The organism is Acinetobacter lwoffii, assembly GCF_022967985.1.
In the GTDB taxonomy this organism is placed as follows: Bacteria; Pseudomonadota; Gammaproteobacteria; order Pseudomonadales; family Moraxellaceae; genus Acinetobacter.
On the sequence record NZ_JALJVC010000007.1, the window covers coordinates 70,714 to 90,913 of the forward strand.

Genomic DNA, 20,200 nt, shown 5'->3' on the forward strand with positions numbered 1-20,200 from the left:
TCAGTTGGCAAAAGCACAAAACAAAAAACTATATAAAGAAATTATTTCTCTTCTTTTTTAAACTCCTTAAAATCCGCTTTACGAATCATCGCATGAATACCCTTGGTTCGATCGACCACTTGAGACACTTCAAAGTCAGTGGCAGCACTTAAGTAAGCATAGGCAATTTCTTCCGAAATTCCATATTCATTGACTAGGAAGCGAATCGCTTCACGGGTGGATTTACGCATAGCTTCGTCCAAGTCTTCATCCAGACCCGGCGTAATCCAGAATTCAGCATTTTCAGCCAGCGGCTGTTTAATCTCTGCACCCGGAATTTTATCCTTGCCCGATTTAAGCAAAGTGAATTTTAAAGTCGCACGTGCCGATCCTTCCAAAGCAGTTAAAGCCACCTCACCATCACCTTGTACAAAGTGACTATCACCTGTATAGAACAAAGCACCTGGCACTTGTACAGGATAATAGGCCGTAGCCCCTGCTCCTAATTCATTGATGTCGATATTCCCGCCATAAAATGATGGTGGTACAGAGTGCACAGGCTCACTGGTATTTGGTGCAACGCCCATCGTGCCCATAAACGGATTCAGCGGGAAACGAATCGCTTTACCAGATTCAGTTTTTAAAACGCCTTCCCATACACCATCCGCATTTTTCTCAATTGGGGTAAAAATGGACACGTTGCCATAAGCATCAGGATTGGCTGGAGATGCATGCTCATGTTTCTGACGTTTCGGGAATTCGGGTAAGGTGCCTTTGCCATGACGGTTTGAAATCACGCCATAAGGTACACGCGGTTCAACTTTTAAAATCTCCACCTTTAGAATATCGCCCGGCATTGCCCCTTCTACATAGACAGGCCCGGTAATAATGTGTGGTCCATCTTTATGGAAATCATGTTTCAATTTGGAATTCGTGATCAGCTTGGCTTCATCCAATACATGCTCAGGCTTGACGCCTTTTGATGTGAAATATTTCTCTGCATTGCGGCCTTGATCTTCCAGCAGCCCTTCATGCGAAACTGTATCGAAAGTAACTGTGCTACCTGAAGGTACAGTCAAAACAGGTTTTGCATCTTTATTTGGCAGATAACCCCACGTAATCGTATTCAAGGTACTCGGCACATAATAATGACCTTTATATTCACCACTTTTGAGTAATGTCGGTTTATTTTCCAGCTGTTTCAGTATTTTAAAGTCTTCAGCCCATATGCTTGTTGAAATAAAACTTAAGCTTGAAGCCACTGCCAGAGATAAAGCCAAAGGTTTTAACATGTGTTCAATTTCCATCATAAAAAATATTACGGAAGAGTGAATGCAATCTAAGTGCCAAAATAAGTTTAAGAGGTTTAAAAAATCTTCACTTCATCCGAGTTGTTGATATAGATGTGATCGTTTTTAATCCCTTTTCAGCCTGAAATTTTTATGATTTTCATACCTTATAAATATAAACAATCAATTTAGATACATATTTTTACAATGTAAAAGAGCAAGTAAAGCTCTTTGAGAACAGATATTAACACCCAGAATACCTTTAAAGTATCAAAAAATACTTAGAGGGTTTTGGTCGAAATTAGATCAGTATGCCATCCTAAAGAATCACTTTAACCATTTCAAATTCTTAAGGTTCTCCCGAAGTATGAACATGTATAAGCAGATATCCCTTTGTCTCCCTCTTCTTTTCTGTAGCCAGTTCAGTCTGGCCGACTGGATTGATGACTCTGTACACGCTGCTGAAGCACACACCATCAAACTACGACAGCATATCCACCAGCACCCAGAACTGGGCAATATGGAATTTAAAACCTCGGAGCTGATCCAAAAAGAATTAAAATCCTACGGCATTGAAGTACGTAAAGGCTATGCCAAAACCGGTGTAATCGGCGTATTAAAAGGTGCAAAACCCGGCCCCGTGATGGCCTTACGCGCAGATATGGATGCCTTGCCAATTAAAGAAACTGCAACGGTGCCTTTCGCCAGCAAGCAAAAAGCCATTTATCAAGGTAAAGAATCTTATGTGATGCATGCCTGTGGACATGATGCACATACCGCCATGTTATTGGGTGCAGCCAAAGTTCTGGCCGCCAATAAAGATAAAATTGCGGGGACAGTGGTATTCGTATTCCAGCCGGCTGAAGAAGGCGGTGCAGATATCGATAACTTCACTCATGGCGATCAGATTGGCTCACGCAAAATGATTGCCGACGGTGCCTTGAACAATCCAAAACCTGAAGTGATTTTCGGGATGCATGTCATGGCAGGCATGCCAAGTGGCAATATCTTCTACAAAGATGGTGCGATTTTGAATAGTGCCGATCATTTACGTATTCAGGTGAATGGCAGTCAGGTACATGGCTCCATGCCTTGGGCAGGTAAAGACCCGATTTATGCCTCTGCCCAGATGGTGACCAATTTACAAAGCCTGATCAGCCGTAAAGCCGACCTGACCAAAGGGATGGGTGTGGTCAGTATTGGCAGTATTCAGGGCGGCACTACCGGTAACGTCATTCCAGATCAGGTCAATATGGTCGGGACTATTCGTTCCAATAGTGAAGATGTACGTCAGGGCATTTTAAAAGACTTGCCGAAAATGCTGGAACACAATGCCGCAGCCAATGACGTTAAGGTGAAAGTCGAAATTGCACCTTATGCACCAGTGACCACCAATGATAAAACCTTGACTGAATTGATGCGCCCAACCTTGGCGAGCGTGCATGATGAAGATAAATTGCATGTTTTAGACAACAATGCCAGCGCCAGTGAAGATTTTGCTTATTATGGCCAGCTCATGCCATCGCTCTTCGTGTTTGTTGGTGCCACACCAGCAGATCAGGATCCGGCAAAAGCCGCACCGAATCACAACCCGAATTTCATTGTCGATGATGCGACCTTGAAAACCGGTGTCGAAAGCCATGTCCGTTTTATTCTGGACTATCCAAAAGTAGCTGAGCAGGTTCAGGCCAACTGGAAACAGAAAAATAAAGGCTAATCTTCTATTACTAAAAATGCGCGGCTCCAAGGACTCGCGCATTTTAGTATCTGCTGCTGTTTTATAAATGAGCTGTTAAGCGCTTAGTACTTCATCTTAGTGACTTCTCTCCAGATTTGACACCTTGTGCCATTGGTCTCAAGACTCACAATGCTAAACTTTGAACCGCTAAATTGCTTGACTGTTGGCAGGAATCCGGCAAACTCTAATCCCTTTCCTGCATCTAAAAACAAGCAAAAATTTCGAAAATCTGCATGGAACAAAACTATGGCGAATCACTTTGAATTCAATATCCGCGTTTATATTGAAGATACTGATGCGGGTGGCATTGTCTATCACGCCAATCATATTCGCTATATGGAACGTACCCGTACCGAATGGTTACGTGCCGCTGGAGTGAGCCATTACTGGCATCAGACAGACTACAATTTTGTGGTGCATAAAATTAATGTCAAATACATGCGTCCGATCCTGATGGATGATTTAATTACTGTTACGGCACGTGTCATTTCATGTAAAGCTTCATCATTTGTATTGCAACAAAATATTTATCGTGGTGAAATCATGCTTGCATCAGGTGAGGTTGAGTTGGCATGTATCAGTGCAGAGATGCGACCACGTCGACTCCCGGATGAAATCCGCGAACTAATTCAAAAAGAATTGGAACAAGACTAAAAAAATTTATTGGCACACGTAACAACTATGGCGACTCAGTTAGAATCATCTCTTCAAGTTTCAGATCTTATTTTACAAGCAAGCCCTGTCGTACAACTGGTGATGCTTTCTCTCCTGTTAGCCTCAATATATAGCTGGTATCTGATTGCCAGGCTCTATATGAGTTATAAAAAAGCCCAGGCCGATGATGAACATTTCCAGAAAATCTTCTGGTCTGGTGCTGAGCTGAATACCCTGTATAACAATGCACAACTCAACTCCAAACGCACTGGCCTTGAAGATATTTTCTATCAGGGTCTGGGCGAGTTCCTGAAACTGAAAAAACGCCATGCGCCGACTGCCCAGTCGATTGAAGGAACAGAGCGTATTCTGCGTGTCGGTTTAAGCCGTGACCAAGGTCATCTGGAACAAGGTCTGGGTGCATTGGCAAGTATTGGTTCTGTTGCACCTTATGTTGGTCTGTTCGGTACAGTCTGGGGCATCATGAACGCCTTTATTGGCCTGGCAGATGTTGATCAGGTGACACTGGCGACGGTCGCACCCGGTATTGCAGAAGCCTTGATTGCAACTGCGATCGGTCTGTTCGCAGCCATTCCAGCGGTATTGGCTTTCAACCATTTTACGGCCAAAGGTGAAACGGTCTACTCTGACCGTGCACTGTTTGCTGAAGAAATGGTGGCGCTATTGCAACGTCAGTCTGTGGGCGTAACTCAGGACAAAGACTAATGGCGATTCAAGGTTCAGGACGCTTTCAGCGTATTAAAAAACCACTAAAAAGTGACATGAATGTCGTACCGTATATCGATGTGATGCTGGTACTGTTGGTGATCTTTATGGTCACTGCCCCGATGATTACCAGCGGCATTAAGGTTGACTTGCCTCAGGCCAATGGATTGCCGATCGAATCCAAGGACGCCCCCACCATCGTCACACTGAAAGAAGATGGTTCATATTATCTAGAATATAAAAATCAGGCGACTGGCCCAGTCACATTGGAAGAATTGACGCGTACGCTTGTTGATGCCCAAACCCAGGCGCAAAATGACAACAAGGTGCTGAATGTCGTAATCAATGGCCACAATACTCGTCCTTATGGCGATGTCATGGCCTTGATGTCCAGCCTGCAGGATGCTGGCCTTTCTCAAGTCGGTTTACTGACCAAGCCATTAGAATAAAGTATGAAAGACTATAAAAAGCCACCATTTCAGAAAAAAGCCATCGCACTTGGATTCACCTTAGGCATCCATGCAGTGGCTTTGGTGGGCTTACTTTATCTGGGCATGAGTAATCCCCCTGAACCGCCAAAACAGATCAAAACCGTTCTGATCAAGCCAGAAGACCTTAAACCGGTGACTCGCGAAGAAACCGAATTTGAGGAAACTGCACATAAAAATGTCGCAGAAGAAATTACCCAGACTGCTGAACCCAGTATAGAACCTGCTCCAGTGGTTCCAACGACGGCGCCTGCCACACCTCCTGCTCCACCTGCACCTAAAGTCGATACACAAAAAGCCCAGCAGGAACTGAAAGCGGCAGAGGCAGCACAAGCCAAGGCTGCGCAGCAAGCAGCGGAAGCAGCAAAACGTGCCCAAGCCGCTGAACAGGCCAAACAAGCAGCAGCCAAAGCCAAAGCGGATGCAGCGCAAAAATCAAAGGCGGAAGCCGAAGCTGCACGTCAAGCTGAACTAAATGCACAGCGCAAAGCCGATGCTGCTCAAAAAGCCAAACTGGAAGCACAGAAAAAAGCTGACTTAGCTGCCAAGCAAAAAGCGGATGCTGCCACAAAAGCCAAAGCAGAGGCTGATGCCAAACGTAAGGCTGAAGCTGCTGCTAAAGCAAAGGCAGATGCGGCAGCAAAAGCCAATAATGATGCAGCGGCGAAACGTAAAGCAGACGCTGATGCGAAAGCTAAAGCAGACGCGGCAGCCAAGGCTAAAAATGATGCAGAGGCGAAACGCAAAGCGGACGCTGATGCGAAAGCTAAAGCCGATGCAGCGGCTAAAGCAAAAGCCGACGCTGATGCCAAACGCAAGGCAGATGCCGATGCTAAGGCCAAATCTGATGCAGATGCCAAGCGCAAAGCAGATGCCGAAGCAAAAGCCAGAGCTGATGCAGATGCCAAAGCTTCAGCCGCGAAACAGGCTGCTGAAGAAGCTGCACAGAAAAAAGCGGAATCAAAACGGATTGCATCCACTGCGAAGCGCGATTTTGAAAACAAAATCAAACGCGCCTGGGATACACCAGTCGGATCATCAGGCCAGCGTGCCACTGCACGTGTAACCCTGAATGATAATGGCGGTGTGGTCTCGATTATTGTGAATTCAAGTGATTCAGACATGAAAGCCAGTGTAGAAGCTGCAGTTCGTGCTGCTGCACCTTATCCAATGCCATCCGATCCAGATGCACGCCGTGAAGCAAGAAGCTTTACTTCAACCTTTACTGCGCAATAAAAAACGGAGCCATCACATAAATAATGTTGTGATGGCTTTTATTTTTTAAGCTAAACTTCACTTTAAATTGATTAAATAATATTCGCTTTTCACAGTGTCATAACAGTTTGGTCATAAATTCATGGTTTTATTCTATTAAATCCATGCGATGATGTAGCCCAAGCACCTATACAATAAATCCGTTGATTTGAGTAAATAACGAATGATGGAAAAGACTCGCAAACATCTACTCTGCCTCGCAATCATTAGCGCTTTAAGCCCTGTATTGGCAACCCAGTCTTATGCCCAATTGCATCTGGAAATTACCAAGGCACCTGAGGCAGCACCTAAAATTGCCGTTGTACCTTTCAGTCAGGATCAGAGCATTTATCCGATTGTTGAAAATGACCTGAATCGTTCTGGCCGCTTTACCAGTGCTTCAAAAAACCTGCCTGCAACAGCGACATTGAATAATCCGAATGCAGAAGCTTGGGCATCGGCTGGTGTTCCCTATGTGGTCACCGGCTCATCCAAGACCACAGCCGATGGTTCTTTTGAAATCCAATATCAGCTCTATGATGTCGAAAAAAAACAATATCTATTAAATGAATTGCTGACTGTTCCAGCCTCACGCACCCGTCAGGCAGCGCATATGATCAGTGATGCCATCTATCAGGCATTGACCGGTATTCCGGGTGACTTTAGCGGACGTATTGCCTATGTGCTGCGTAATCCTGCTACGCCGGAACAACGCTATACGCTGCAGATTGCCGATACCGATGGCGAACAGCCAAAGACCATTTTGACCTCGCGTGATCCGATCCTTTCTCCAGCATGGACACCAGACGCCAAAAAAATCGCTTATGTGTCCTTTGAAACCAAACGTCCGGCGATTTATGTACAGGATCTGGCAACAGGTCAACGTGAAAAACTGGCCAGCTTCCGCGGTTTGAATGGCGCGCCGAGCTTCTCTCCAGATGGCAAGAGCATGCTGTTTACTGCTTCTATGCACGGCAATCCGGAAATCTACCAGATGAATCTGGAAACGCGTCAGCTACAACGCATGACCAATGACAGTGCCATTGATACTGAAGCACGTTATTCGCCAGATGGAAAATCTTTTATTTTCACTTCTGACCGTGGTGGTTCTCCACAAATTTATCGCCATGATCTTGAATCAAGTAGCAATAAACGCCTGACCTTCCGTGGTGCATTCAATGCGCGTGGTACGCTGAGCGCAGATGGTAAAAAACTTGCATTAGTTCATCGTCCAAGCGGCAGTAACTATCGAGTTGCGGTTCAGGACATGACCTCCGGTGTGAACAACATTCTGACACCAACGACGCTGGACGAATCACCAAGCTTCTCGCCAAATGGCCAGATGGTGGTCTATGCCACCCGTGAAGGTGCACGCGGACTCTTGTCGATCATGTCGCTGGATGGCCGCTTCCGTATGAATTTGCCAAGTGAAACGGGCGAAGTGCGTGAACCGGCTTGGGCACCAAAATAACATTTTTATATTGATAAACCCTTTACCCCATAATCAAACTTCATGGAGATGAAGATGAACAAAGTAAAATTATTTGCCTTACCACTTTTAGCAGCAGCTGTTGTCATGACAGGTTGTGCGAGCCGTAAGCCTGCCGCTGAAGTTCAAACGGGCGGTTTAGATACGACTGGTACAACAACTGTGAATACTCAAGGCCTGAGTGAAGATGCAGCACTGAATGCACAAAACATGGCAGGCGCTTCTGCAAAAGGTGTTACTGCAGAAAATAAAGCATTTTTGGCAAAACGCGTGGTGCATTTTGACTATGACAGTACTGAACTCAGCAATGAAGATCTAAATACGCTGCAAGCCCATGCGCAGTTCCTGATGGCCAATGCCAATTCACGTGTAGCACTCACCGGCCATACCGATGAACGCGGTACCCGTGAATACAACATGGCACTTGGCGAGCGTCGTGCCAAAGCAGTAGAAAGCTTCCTGGTGACGACTGGTGTTAATCCTGGTCAACTAGAAGCAGTCAGCTATGGCAAGGAAATGCCAATCAATGCGGGCCATGACGAAAATGCATGGAAAGAAAACCGCCGTGTAGAAATTAATTATGAAGCGGTACCACCATTGTTGAAATAATTTTCATTCATGATGGTTTCATCAAATAAAAAGCACTCAATCATGAGTGCTTTTTATTGGCTTCAATGAAAGAATCGGTCTACTTTGGAAGCTGATCTTGTTCAGCCGGATGCATCGATTCGATCAGGTCATGTTTATTGAATTGTTTGTACTCTGGTTTTGCTTCATAATCCCGCCAGGCTTCTTTCATCTTGTCTTCAGAGATATCATCTAAAGTAATGCCTTCGCTTGGCGTTGGAGTCGCATCAAACTTCAATGTTGTCATATCTGTGCTCCTATTCTCAATTTTCCTTTGTCTTCAACATAGCACTTTCCGCAGGAGTTGCAAGGGCAAAATCGATACAAATAATCCAGTTTAATTTTTCTTTTAGTACGTTCTCATCTAAAATATAGCCGCATATCGTTTTGATCATTTTTTCCCGATTTAAGTTTTGGAGTTTCCCCTATGTCATACCGCACTTTATCCCAGTTTTTACAACAACAAAGCGGGAATCTCACACCTGAACTAGCACAAGTTATTGAAACAATTGCAAACACTTGCAAAGACATTGATCAGTTACTGCAAAAAGGTGCTTTAGCGGGTGTATTGGGAAGTGCACAGCATGAGAACGTTCAAGGCGAAGAGCAAAAGAAACTGGATGTCATTTCTAATGACTATTTGATTGATGCCTTGCAGCAACATCCAAATGTGGGTGGTTTGGCCTCAGAAGAACTGGATGAATTCACCCCTGCACAAGAAAATGGTCAATTTCTGGTATTGTTCGATCCGTTAGACGGCTCAAGCAATATCGACATCAATATGTGTGTTGGTACCATTTTCTCGATTCTTCCTGCGAAAAATGCCGTGACTCAGGCAGAAGACTTTATGCAAGCCGGTGTTCATCAGGTAGCTGCAGGTTACGTGCTTTATGGTCCATCGACCATGCTGGCATTGACCGTCGGCGCAGGCGTAGTGTTCTTTACCTATGACCCTGAAACTCAAGAATTCCTACTGACTTCTGAAGCCATTCAGGTAGCTGCAGATACTAAAGAATATGCGATCAATGCGTCGAATCAGCGTCATTGGGAAGCACCAGTACAGCGTTATATCGATGAATTGTTAGCTGGCAAGACTGGCCCTCGTGAAAAAGACTTCAATATGCGCTGGGTTGCCTGTATGGTGGGCGACATTCACCGTATTCTTTGCCGTAGCGGTATCTTCATGTATCCATACGACCTTAAAGATCCGGCTAAAGCAGGCCGTCTGCGTTTAATGTACGAAGCCAACCCAATGAGTATGCTCATGGAACAGGCTGGTGGTGCATCGACTACAGGTCGTGTCCGTATTCTTGAAATCGAACCGACAGATCTACATCAACGTGTGCCAGTGATCATTGGTTCTAAAAACGAAGTTGATCTTGTGACCAGCTACCATAACTAATTTTTATAACGGCAGTCGATATTGAATCGGCTGCCGTGGATTATATCTCCCATGCCAACTTTTTTTCTTGATTCAAAAGACAATCCAAAGATTAAACACTTACGTGGTTTAATCGAACAAAATACCTATCGTAAAAAACAGGGGCAAACGGTTTTAGAAGGCACACATCTATCTCTTGCCTGGCTACATGAAAACCGTAAAATTGATTCGATTTTCACCACTGAACATGCACTTTCACATCCTGATTTCGAGAAAATTCTCGCAAAATACACAGGTATGGTCTTTGTTCTGAGCGAGTCTTTATACAAAGATTTAAGCACCTTAGGAACATCTTTAGCCTGTTTAGCTGTGGTCACTCTACCGACAGCAAATTATGCATTGGATTTTAAAGCAGACACTTTGATTCTGGAAAATGTACAGGATCCGGGTAATGTAGGCACCCTGCTTCGCTCTGCTGCTGCTGCCGGTATTGAACAGATTGTGTGTACCAAAGGTTCTGCATCGCTCTGGTCTCCACGCGTATTACGTGCTGGTATGGGTGCACATTTCACATTACAAACCTTTGAAAATATTGCGCTTGAACAAATTCTTGAGCAATTTCAAATCCCTGTCTATGTAACCAGCTCACACCGTGCTGAAAGCCTGTATTCAAAAGACTTACGTAAACCTTGCGTGTGGATTCTGGGTAATGAAGGCCAAGGCGTATCTGATTATGCGATGCAACATGCTGAAGCCGTGAGCATTCCGCAACCCGGTGGTCAGGAATCACTGAATGTCGCAATTGCAGGTTCGATCTGTTTCTTTGAAATGGTACGTCAACGTATCTAATTAAGGATTTAGGTTACAGTGTTTTAATACGACCCTGCCAGTGTATAAAATAGATTAAACTACAAAAATAATAAACTTAATTGTCAACCAAACCAGGATTCCCAACGTTATATGATTATGAACTTGGGAATAATGGTGGGTGTCCAATGACAGGATTTTCCATCTCTATGGATTTAGCACCAAAACAGTTGCAAACACACGATGTAAGTATTCTGAAGAGTACGGCTGAAGCACGTCTGAAGAATTTTATGCAGGATGTGACTGGGCGTGCCTTGGTGATGATGGAAAGTGCAACTCAAGGTCATCATGGTATTGCTATGGATCTGGTTCAGGAAGCTTTCATTTCCTTACACAAATCCTATGCAGAAAAAAGTACTGAAGAATGGTATCCCCTGTTTTATACCATTCTCAACAACAAGTTACAGGACTGGCGTCGTAAAGAGTCACGGCGTGGTCAAATGTTTTCATTTTTCAAGAAAGTCAGTCTCGATGACGACGAAATTGAATTTGATGATGTCGTCGATGAATCAACACCAACGCCGCTGGACTTTCTCGATCAGGCAGTTACTGCTGAAGAAATCCAGGAAGCGATTGCAAAATTGCCTGTGCGTCAGCAGCAGGCATTTATGCTAAGAGCTTGGGAAGGATTTGATACGCATACCACCGCACAGATTATGAACTGCACAGAAGGCAGTGTAAAAACCCATTACCACCGTGCTATCCAAGGCTTACGCGCCTCTTTAGCACATTTAAATCCATATCTGGGAGGGTCATCCGAATGAATCAAGATGATTTCTTAAAACAAGTAACTTCCAAACTTGATGGACTGGCACAACAACATAAAGACAAACCTGTTGTCATGCACCATGTTCTTGAAGAAATTCAGGATTCAAAACATTCACGCTTTGCATTTCTAAAAATGTCAGGTTTTGCTTTGGCAGCTGCGATTGCAGGCATTGTGGTATTACCGAATCTTTCGGACCATAACGAGCCGCAAACTCAAATGGTGTCAGTCCCAAAACTGTCTCCGCAAATGCTTGAAGATTTAGAAATGTTAATGGTTTTAGGTGAGGACAAAGTTCCACATGGCAGCTAAAAAATTGGCGATTGCTTTTTGTGCATTCAGTTTTCTGCAAACCAGCTTTGCAGGATTTGAACGTTTTTGGCTATTTTCCAAGGATGCGAATACCCAAGTAACTGATACTTGGGATAGTCTTTCTGATTCTGAACAATTGGCACTGATTAAACGTTATCAATCTTTAAAAGAAATCCCCGAACAACAACGTGTTAGCTTACAGCAGCGTATGGACTGGTTTACTCAACTCCCTAATGCGGAAAAACAAAGAATGCGTGAGACTTGGCAAATGATGAGCAGTCAGGAACGCAAAGAACTGGGCGCACGTATGCAAAAAGCGTCTCCTGAGCAACGCCTTGCCATTCGCGAAGAATACATTCTCAAATATCAGCAAGTGACTCAGCAGCCTAACTCGCATTAAACACTTAATATAAAAAAGCCTCTATATGGAGGCTTTTTTGATGTTTCAATCATATTTTATTTTCTTAAGCGTCGATAACCTGCAAGCCCTAATAATCCTAGTAGCCCCCACATTCCAATTGCCCCACCACCACTTGAGGACGTATTCGTATTTTTAACTGTATTACGTAACAAGATTGTCGCTTTTTCTGACATTTTTTCATCAGCATCAAAAATCGCATAATCCATGCTGTAATTTGCCTGGCTTAAATTATTTTTTACACTAAATGTCAGCTGTCCACCATAACAGGTCTGATTTTGATAGGTATCAGGACATGCTCCTTGTCGCTCTGCCTTCAGTGAAACTCCCGCAGGCAGCTTAACAATATGAATCGGGATCTCTTTTCCATCTTTATCTTGATAAAAAGCCGACTTTCCTGATGGTAGAGGCCCATCCCCATCATCACTATCATTTTCAAGCGGATTTACCGTCACTGTAAGATTATTCTCTGGACTAAGCCGATATTCATCATCTTTTGCAATCGGTGCAATGTTGTTAAAAGCTGCTCTTAAGAGGCCAGCACTGCTTACACCTGTAGCCTGGTCTTTAAGTGTATAACTACAGAACTCCATATCAACCGAACTGGTCTGCTTACCATCAGTGCGATACATCATGATCCGGTTTAAATCAGGTTTCCACTCACATTTAAGATTTGGATCATTGGGATTTCCTTCCACAGTGGTCGAATTACCAGTACCAATTAACTTACCAACACCTAAAGTTTTTACACTGACCTCATAATTTTCTGAATTTAAGGCTTTAATTTGAATCTTATCATTGGTTAGAGTTTCTTGAGGCATAGCCAAGATAAAAGGATTAATATAGATTGCACGATATTTCTGATATTGCTTGGTATATTTAAGCAAATCCTGATAACTTTTCAATTCTTCCTTTAAACCAGGAAGCTCATTTTCTGGAGTATTTTTATCAGCAATGATTTCTTCGAGATCATCTATATTCTCCTGATAAAAGTCATTGAGTTCTACCAAACTCTTATTTTGCAAGTCCGTAATATCGGCTGCAGTCAAACGTCGGATTTCAACTGAGCCGATCTCGCAAGTATTTTTTGCACTTGGATCAAATGTTAATGTGGATCCAATCACACGATCAATACCACGCTGGTCTTGTTCAATACAGCCACTCACCCCGATATCTACCAAATCCGTTGCGGTCTGATTATCACGCGGGTAATACAGCCCTAAATAGCGATTATCAATAGCAGGCTCAATATAATTTGTTAATAAACTGCTGATTATATTATTAGAGACATCAAGATTATTTGAAGTAGTATCTTCGTCTAATTCTGGCAATACGCAACGTGATGGCCCAGTCGTTTGAATTGCATTTCGAATTGTAGAAAATTCAACACGTTGTGCCTTGGTCGGATTTCCCTGATTTAAGGCATATTCACAAGACAGGCCTTGGTTAAAGGCTAAAACATTGAAATTAAAATACCTAAACCCGGTATTGTCATAAAATAAAGTAGATTGGGCTGTATTTTCAACAATAGTATTACTTAATGCAGTTAAACTGGAGAATTTACTGAGGGGACGATTAACTTCATTCGTCATACGCACAATATGTCCTGTGGTACTTGCAGTATTCTTCGCAATAGTAGAGTTAACAATTTCTACTGTAGCATAGCCACAAAAATCAATAATACTGTTAGTAAGATCTGAACCATTTTTAACAATGCTACTGGAATTAATTTTCACATTGGTTTGAGTTGTACCTAAATTTCCCTGACAGTCCATCGCCAGAACACTACCATATGAACTCGCCTGATTTTTTTGAATCAAAGAATCCTGAATGACAATATTCCTTTCCGTATTCATTGCTACACTATAAATCGCCCCACCTTCTGCAGCTGCTCGGGAATTTACTATTTCACTGGTATTAATACTTAAAGGCCCAGCTACATAAAAAGTACCGCCATTACCTTTATCCAAGGTATTTATTGCTGCATAACCATCCTTTAAAATCAGATGATGAATTTCCAGACTGGATTGACTGGCCATACTATTAAATAATCTGGTTTTCCCCTGGCCTGAAATAGTACTTTTTAAAGCCTCCCGGGTTGGATATAACAGCGTAATCGGACTACGACTAGCATAGTTAAGTGGAGTTTTCCCATAAATTTTGAGCGCTGACTCTACGATCAGCTCTTTATCTAATTTATACTCGCCTGCTTCAAGCTGAATCACATCTGCAGCTGAACCATCCAATCGAAGCGTACGTCCTACATTACATCCGCCATAAGATTTATCCAGTTTTGCAGTTTTAATGGCTTCTCGCAAAGAACAGGCATTATTATTCTCGCCATCTTCATCAGCAAAAGTAGTCACATATATCGTTTTATCTTCGGCTGCCATCAAACTCATCGCAGATAAAATCATGGCAGCAAGCAGTCCTTTTTTATAATTTTTCATGATTTTTCCTTAATCTTTTAATCCACGGCGTAAACCTATTAATCCGAGTAAAATCAGTAGTCCACCACCCCCCCATGAGCCGCCTGAAGTTTTGACTGCTTTGTCTTCCATTTCATTTTTTGGCTCCTGAACAATTTGAGTAGTAATAGTCAAATAAGGTTTACTTTTATTAAACCGTGTAGATGAGGTCACCACTTGTAGTTCGAAAATATCTGCTCCATGCCAGGTAGAATCGGGGGTATAAACGACATTGCCATGAATATCGATGATTGTTTTACCCTTGGAAGCTGTTTTGGTTTGTACCACTTTCAAACAGCCATCTTGCCAAGGCTCACCCGTCGGATTCTGACCAACAATGGCATTACACTGTTCTTTTGGAATTAAATCACTATCTCCCAGATAAGATTCTATTGAAAACTTGGCAATTTCACCCTTTAACAGATCTTGTCCCACCAGACTGCCTGAGATTGGTATTGTGATTTCAACAGCACCCCGATCACAAAACAGGTTATCCATCAAACGATTAATCCCGCGCTGATCTGCCGCCTCACATGCTACTGTTGGATTTGCCAGACTCAATCCTGTGCCTCTATTCACAATCGGCGATTCATTCACAAGGATATAGTTCAACAAAATTCGTGGGCGCATATAACCGAGAAATTGTCCTTTAGGAACGCTGTATGGACAAAGTATGGCATTATTATTTTCTTGTAGGGTCTGACAAGCACCTTCACTTGTATCTGAGGATTCAGCAAAAAGTCGTGTACCATTCCAGAACTGGTTCGGCGCGACGGCATCCCCTACACCACACGAGGCTGTCAGCAGATTGTTTTGCGACACAGACTTGTCACCAGTGATAATTTGGCAGTCCTGTGTACCATTTCTTAAAATAATACTATTCGCTACATAAGCTCTGCCATACGGCGCATGGATACGTAAGGCAGTATTTTCATTATCAACCATGGTGAGATTATTCAATCCCATCCCGTCCAGGACATTAATGAGTACACCCTTATTTTTTAGTATCGTACTACTTAATACCTCCCCACTAATACCTTGATCTTTACTGGAGTCAGCAAACTGTCCTGCACTATAAATATTGGTCGCGGAATTATCCAGTGTCTGGTTATTTTTAAGTACACTTTGATAAATGAGGAAAGCAGGTAGCTCGCTATACAGGATCCCGCCTCGTTGGGCTTTGTTATTTTCGATCAGACTATTTTTAATTTGTGCACGGCTTGTTAAGTTCTGACCAAACTTGCCAGCATTATAAATTGCCCCACCCAAGTTGGCAGCAGCATTAAATAGACGGTTATATTCTAGAATTAGCTGACCTTTATTATAAATTAGGCCACCTTGTTCAGCACAACTGGTTTTACCACAGCCTTCAAGATCCAGTTCTTTCAAATTTAACTGAACCAGTGTATCTGTACTGTTGATCCGGAAAAGGTTATCGGTACCTTTCATTTGAATATGAGCATTATGCAAACCTAATGCTTTTTCATCCGTACTGAATTCACCATCACTTTCTGCGACCGCACGGATGGTAAGAGATTTTTTAATCGCAATATGCTGGTTCAACACATAGGTATTTTTTTCTTTTAAAATAATGGTACTGGATGAGTTCTCCCCACCACACCCCATAAAACCTGATTTAGCTAAGCCACGGTTAACATACTCAACAGCTTCTCGAAGTGAACATTCCTTGTCATCTTTTTCAATATCTTCTGTAGTGGTTACAATAATATCTGCACTATACGACTGCCCCGCTATACATAGCAAAGCTATGCCTATGCTCTTCTTGAGCATAACCTTCTCCTTAATTTTTATTTCTTTCTTTTTCTTCTAAAGTTGCAGAATCCTTGCAACAGCGAATTATTTTGCCTTACTGTGTCATAGACTGAGTAATTACTCAAGAATTTTTATGATTTACCGATATTCGTCAATCAAGGCATATATCTGCCGCAGATTGGCATTGCTAACTTTTAACTTTTCCCCTTTAAGTAGTTGAATAATCTGCTCTAATCTTTGAAGCAGCACTGAAGTTTGATGCGGCCCATGGCTGAGTAAATAGTCAAAGATTTGAGGGTCTAAATGGATCCCACGACGATCGAGTACCGAGGAAACCAGCGCATAGCGATCAGCATACAAACTGCCACTCGGAACACGGGTACTGACCGCCTGCGTGAGACGGGATTGTAAATCTGGCAATTCAAGTTTGAGTTCGATAGGTGCAAAACGTGACGAAAACACCAACTGCCCACCACCTTCATTATTATAATTAATTAAGTGAAAGACGGCGCGTTGCCAATGGGGTACGCCACTAATCGCTTCGATATCATCGAGTGCTACCAGATCAAAACGATCCAGAGAGGTAATCGCCTCAGTGGGTGCATCTAAAAGCTCAAGCAAAGATACCTGAATTGCAGATTTACCTACTTCCAGATAAGAGTCACAGATGGCAGACAACAAATGACTTTTACCTGTACCGGCTCCCCCATAGACATAAAAGCGGTTGATCAGGCCTGCATGTAATTGACGGACAGCATCAATGACATGCCCCCAACCCGGCCCTGAAAAATCACTGATTCGGGCATCGAGCTGAGGTTCTATATCTAACTGCAATTGACGCATACGATTTTTTGGCCTTATGAGTCTTTACGATGTGGATCGTGAATTTTACTTGAGTTCTCCTCTGCTTGCAGCGGTTTTTTCTGTGGCTTTTTCATTTCAATATCAACATCTAAGTCTGCTGTTTCAATATTGATTGAACCGGTAGATGCATCTTGTATGATAACAGCCCGATCACCATAAAATGGCGTATGTTCATAATACTCACGGATATGCCGTAACAGTACCACAATCACGGCTGCAACTGGTAAAGCAATCAGCATGCCCAAGAATCCAGCCAATTGTGCACCTGCCAGAACTGCAAACACTACAGCTACAGGAGAAAGACCGATTTTATCACCCAACAGGAATGGTTGCAGAATATAGCCTTCGACTGCCTGCCCGACCATAAAGACAATCCCGACCAATACCAGTTGCCACCAGTCGATTCCAAACTGGAAGAAGGTTGCAATAACTGCGGCAATAATTCCAACCGCAAAACCAAGATACGGAATGATACTGCACAATCCGGCAATCATCCCGATGATCAAGCCAATCTCTAGGCCAATCAGTTGCAGTCCCACTGCATAGACCACACCCAGCAGAACCATGACCAGGAACTGACCTTTGACAAAGGCACCTAACACACTATGACATTCACTCACAATAGTTAAGGTTGTTTTTTCATAAGGACGGGGAATTAGACGACGTAAGCTGTCCAGCATACGATCCCAATCCAGCAAGAAATAAAAGGCAATAATCGGAATCAGGACAATCGTGCCACCAATCTGGATAAAGTTCAGACCAGATTGTGCCAGTTTCAGCAGCATTGCTTGAATACTATCTGCGCTATAATTGGTCTGAACATAGTCCATTACTACTGAGGAAATCTGATCGGTATCGATTTCCATCGGAACCAGATTAAAGCTATCGGAAAGCCAAGGTAAGAACGTGTAATTGATCCAGTGAATTCCGGCCGGAATGCTATCACGCGCATACATCAGCTGCTGCCAGACCAGTGGCACCAGATACCACATCACCAATGTAACCACGATCCCAATCCCGATAAATACAATACTGATCGAGAGCCATCGAGCCAGCCCGATGCGGTGTAAAACATCGACCAGTGGACTAAATAAATAAGCAATTAGAAAAGCTGCAACAAAAGGAACTACAACTGGTTTAAGCAGATATAAAACCCAAAGTATCAATGCTATACCAGCAAGTATAAGAATGCGCCGTAAAGTACGATCGACCATAGAATCTTGCCTTTTCTCTATTAATCATTCTAAAAATTAAAATATTTCAATAAAGATAGCATTTTAGGCCACAAATACCATAAGAGTTTTACATATTCAGGTTATAATCGCACCCGCGAATGCGGAGACTTCATTATGAGCAACTCAACTTCTACCCCAAACACTGGTTTAAGCTACAAAGATGCAGGTGTCGACATTGAGGCGGGCGACGCGTTAGTCGATCGTATCAAATCTGTCGCTAAGCGTACCTCACGTCCCGAAGTTATGGGCGGTCTAGGTGGCTTTGGTGCACTTTGTAAAATTCCTAAAGGTTATGAAGAACCTGTTCTCGTATCTGGCACAGATGGTGTTGGTACAAAATTACGTCTGGCACTGAATTTGAACCGTCATGACACAATTGGTCAAGACCTGGTTGCAATGTGCGTGAATGACCTTCTTGTCTGTGGTGCTGAACCACTGTTCTTCCTTGATTATTATGCAACTGGTCACTTAAATGTTGATGTTGCTGCAAATGTAGTCACTGGTATTGGCGCTGGTTGTGAACTTGCTGGCTGTGCATTAGTTGGCGGTGAAACTGCTGAAATGCCAGGCATGTATGAAGGCGAAGATTACGATCTTGCAGGTTTCTGTGTCGGTGTTGTTGAGCAAAGCAAAATTATTGATGGCTCTAAAGTCAAAGCGGGTGACGTTTTAATTGGTGTAGCTTCTTCAGGTGCGCACTCAAACGGCTACTCACTGCTTCGTAAAATCTTAGACGTAAAAAACGTTGACCTGAATCAAATCATCGATGGCCGCCCACTTGCAGATGTTGCAATGGAACCGACACGTATTTATGTCAAACCAATTCTTGAACTGTTAAAACACGTTGATGTACATGCAATGGCACACATCACGGGTGGTGGTTTACCAGGTAACTTACCTCGCGTACTTCCAAACGGTGCTCAAGCGCTTGTAAATGAATCTTCTTGGGAATGGCCTGAGCTATTTAAGCTTCTACAACGCGAAGGCGGCGTAGAACAGTTTGAAATGTATCGTACTTTCAACTGTGGCGTCGGCATGGTGCTGGTTGTTGGTGCAGCAGATGCAGACAAAACTGTTGAATTACTCAACCAGCTTGGTGAAAAAGCATGGGCAATGGGTCAGATTCAAGACAATGCTGAATCAGTTGCAGGTGCAGACGAAAAAATTCGTGTGATCTTCGCGTAATTTCGCATGACTAAAATTGCTGTACTTGTTTCAGGTAGCGGATCAAATCTGCAAGCCTTGATGGATGCCAATCTTTCAGGGCAAATTGTGGGCGTGATTTCCAATAAACCTGAAGCCTTTGCTTTAACGCGTGCACAACAGGCAGGCATACAGACTGCAGTTATTGAACACAAGCAATATCCGAATCGTGAAGCTTTTGATGATGTGATGCATCAACAGCTTTTGGAATGGGATGTGGATCTAGTGGTACTTGCCGGCTTTATGCGAATTTTAAGTGAAAAATTTGTGAAAGTCTGGGAAGGGAAAATGTTGAATATTCATCCTTCCCTGTTGCCTTATTATAAAGGCATGCATACGCATCAGCGTGTACTCAATACCGGTGATGTTCTGCACGGTTGTACAGTGCATTATGTCACTGCTGAACTGGATGCAGGACAAGCACTTGCTCAAGGCGTTCTTAAGGTTTCTCACCACGATACGGTAGAAAGTTTGGCAACACGTGTGCATAGCCTCGAGCATGTAATCTATCCACAAGTCGTAGAATGGATTTGTAGCGGAACGATTCAACATACTGAAGATGGTGTGCTGTATCGAAATGAGAAAATGCAAGCGCCTGTTCAATTCTGCAAGTTTTAAAAAAGTTTAGAAATAAAAAACGCATCCTCGGATGCGTTTTTTTATTTCCAA

20 protein-coding genes are annotated in these 20,200 nt (G+C 43.1%); 14 read left to right on the top strand and 6 right to left on the bottom strand.

Translation table 11 applies throughout. The features are described 5' to 3' along the window. Positions 1-41: 41 nt before the first annotated feature. Positions 42-1,271: an acetamidase/formamidase family protein gene (locus tag MWG72_RS06050; RefSeq protein ID WP_039901925.1), complete on the bottom strand. Its 1,230-nt coding sequence runs from the start codon at positions 1,269-1,271 to the stop codon at positions 42-44. 370 nt (positions 1,272-1,641) lie between these two features. On the opposite strand from MWG72_RS06050, the gene MWG72_RS06055 reads away from it, so the two are divergent. The 7 genes from MWG72_RS06055 (at position 1,642) to pal (ending at position 8,226) form a co-directional block, all read left to right on the top strand. Then, positions 1,642-2,985, top strand: a complete 1,344-nt coding sequence (locus MWG72_RS06055) for an amidohydrolase (RefSeq protein WP_247143453.1) — start codon at positions 1,642-1,644, stop codon at positions 2,983-2,985. A 267-nt stretch (positions 2,986-3,252) separates the two neighbouring features. Then, entirely contained in the window at positions 3,253-3,660 is a 408-nt protein-coding gene (ybgC, locus tag MWG72_RS06060; protein WP_004645668.1) for a tol-pal system-associated acyl-CoA thioesterase, read from the top strand. A gap of 27 nt (positions 3,661-3,687) precedes the next feature. Then, positions 3,688-4,386, top strand: coding sequence for a protein TolQ (gene tolQ / locus MWG72_RS06065; protein WP_004645669.1), 699 nt, complete (start codon positions 3,688-3,690; stop codon positions 4,384-4,386). Continuing rightward, complete coding sequence (gene tolR, locus MWG72_RS06070) at positions 4,386-4,835, top strand: protein TolR (protein ID WP_005103851.1); 450 nt, start codon at positions 4,386-4,388, stop codon at positions 4,833-4,835. The genes tolQ and tolR overlap by 1 nt, the downstream gene beginning before the upstream one ends. Positions 4,836-4,838: 3 nt before the next feature. After that, positions 4,839-6,110, top strand: coding sequence for a cell envelope integrity protein TolA (gene tolA, locus MWG72_RS06075; protein ID WP_247143454.1), 1,272 nt, complete (start codon positions 4,839-4,841; stop codon positions 6,108-6,110). 205 nt (positions 6,111-6,315) lie between these two features. Further along, entirely contained in the window at positions 6,316-7,599 is a 1,284-nt protein-coding gene (gene tolB / locus MWG72_RS06080) for a Tol-Pal system beta propeller repeat protein TolB (protein ID WP_171056997.1), read from the top strand. A 54-nt stretch (positions 7,600-7,653) separates the two neighbouring features. Then, positions 7,654-8,226: a peptidoglycan-associated lipoprotein Pal gene (gene pal, locus MWG72_RS06085; RefSeq protein WP_004279115.1), complete on the top strand. Its 573-nt coding sequence runs from the start codon at positions 7,654-7,656 to the stop codon at positions 8,224-8,226. Positions 8,227-8,305: 79 nt separating this feature from the next. Here pal and MWG72_RS06090 read toward each other — a convergent pair whose 3' ends face one another. Continuing rightward, a complete protein-coding gene (locus tag MWG72_RS06090; RefSeq protein ID WP_004645674.1) occupies positions 8,306-8,491 on the bottom strand; it encodes an NF038105 family protein in 186 nt (61 codons plus the stop codon). 180 nt (positions 8,492-8,671) lie between these two features. Between MWG72_RS06090 and MWG72_RS06095 the strand changes: the two genes are divergently transcribed. The 5 genes from MWG72_RS06095 to MWG72_RS06115 all read left to right on the top strand — a co-directional run bounded on the left by MWG72_RS06095 (position 8,672) and on the right by MWG72_RS06115 (position 11,970). Next, positions 8,672-9,646, top strand: coding sequence for a class 1 fructose-bisphosphatase (locus tag MWG72_RS06095; RefSeq protein WP_044112048.1), 975 nt, complete (start codon positions 8,672-8,674; stop codon positions 9,644-9,646). 51 nt (positions 9,647-9,697) lie between these two features. Next, positions 9,698-10,474 carry a TrmH family RNA methyltransferase gene (locus MWG72_RS06100; protein ID WP_004279118.1) on the top strand — a complete coding sequence of 259 codons (777 nt, stop codon included), beginning with the start codon at positions 9,698-9,700 and terminating at the stop codon, positions 10,472-10,474. Between the two features lie 167 nt (positions 10,475-10,641). Next, a complete protein-coding gene (locus tag MWG72_RS06105; RefSeq protein WP_004645678.1) occupies positions 10,642-11,256 on the top strand; it encodes an RNA polymerase sigma factor in 615 nt (204 codons plus the stop codon). Continuing rightward, a complete protein-coding gene (locus MWG72_RS06110; RefSeq protein WP_004279120.1) occupies positions 11,253-11,570 on the top strand; it encodes a hypothetical protein in 318 nt (105 codons plus the stop codon). The genes MWG72_RS06105 and MWG72_RS06110 overlap by 4 nt, the downstream gene beginning before the upstream one ends. Further along, complete coding sequence (locus MWG72_RS06115) at positions 11,560-11,970, top strand: DUF3106 domain-containing protein (RefSeq protein WP_005252453.1); 411 nt, start codon at positions 11,560-11,562, stop codon at positions 11,968-11,970. The genes MWG72_RS06110 and MWG72_RS06115 overlap by 11 nt, the downstream gene beginning before the upstream one ends. 56 nt (positions 11,971-12,026) lie before the next feature. Here MWG72_RS06115 and MWG72_RS06120 read toward each other — a convergent pair whose 3' ends face one another. The 4 genes from MWG72_RS06120 to cxpE all read right to left on the bottom strand — a co-directional run bounded on the left by MWG72_RS06120 (position 12,027) and on the right by cxpE (position 18,307). Beyond that, the gene (locus MWG72_RS06120; protein WP_247143455.1) at positions 12,027-14,438 is read right to left on the bottom strand and encodes a CSLREA domain-containing protein; all 2,412 of its coding nucleotides are present in this window, start codon (positions 14,436-14,438) and stop codon (positions 12,027-12,029) included. Between the two features lie 9 nt (positions 14,439-14,447). Then, complete coding sequence (gene rbtA, locus MWG72_RS06125; RefSeq protein WP_247143456.1) at positions 14,448-16,247, bottom strand: rhombotarget A; 1,800 nt, start codon at positions 16,245-16,247, stop codon at positions 14,448-14,450. 120 nt (positions 16,248-16,367) lie between these two features. Further along, entirely contained in the window at positions 16,368-17,072 is a 705-nt protein-coding gene (gene hda, locus MWG72_RS06130) for a DnaA regulatory inactivator Hda (RefSeq protein WP_005103862.1), read from the bottom strand. Between the two features lie 14 nt (positions 17,073-17,086). Next, the gene (gene cxpE, locus MWG72_RS06135; RefSeq protein WP_247143457.1) at positions 17,087-18,307 is read right to left on the bottom strand and encodes a chloramphenicol efflux transporter CxpE; all 1,221 of its coding nucleotides are present in this window, start codon (positions 18,305-18,307) and stop codon (positions 17,087-17,089) included. A gap of 135 nt (positions 18,308-18,442) precedes the next feature. On the opposite strand from cxpE, the gene purM reads away from it, so the two are divergent. Together purM and purN are read left to right on the top strand one after the other, a co-directional pair. Continuing rightward, positions 18,443-19,513, top strand: coding sequence for a phosphoribosylformylglycinamidine cyclo-ligase (purM, locus tag MWG72_RS06140; protein WP_247143458.1), 1,071 nt, complete (start codon positions 18,443-18,445; stop codon positions 19,511-19,513). Positions 19,514-19,519: 6 nt separating this feature from the next. After that, a complete protein-coding gene (gene purN, locus MWG72_RS06145) occupies positions 19,520-20,149 on the top strand; it encodes a phosphoribosylglycinamide formyltransferase (protein WP_247143459.1) in 630 nt (209 codons plus the stop codon). Positions 20,150-20,200: the final 51 nt, after the last annotated feature.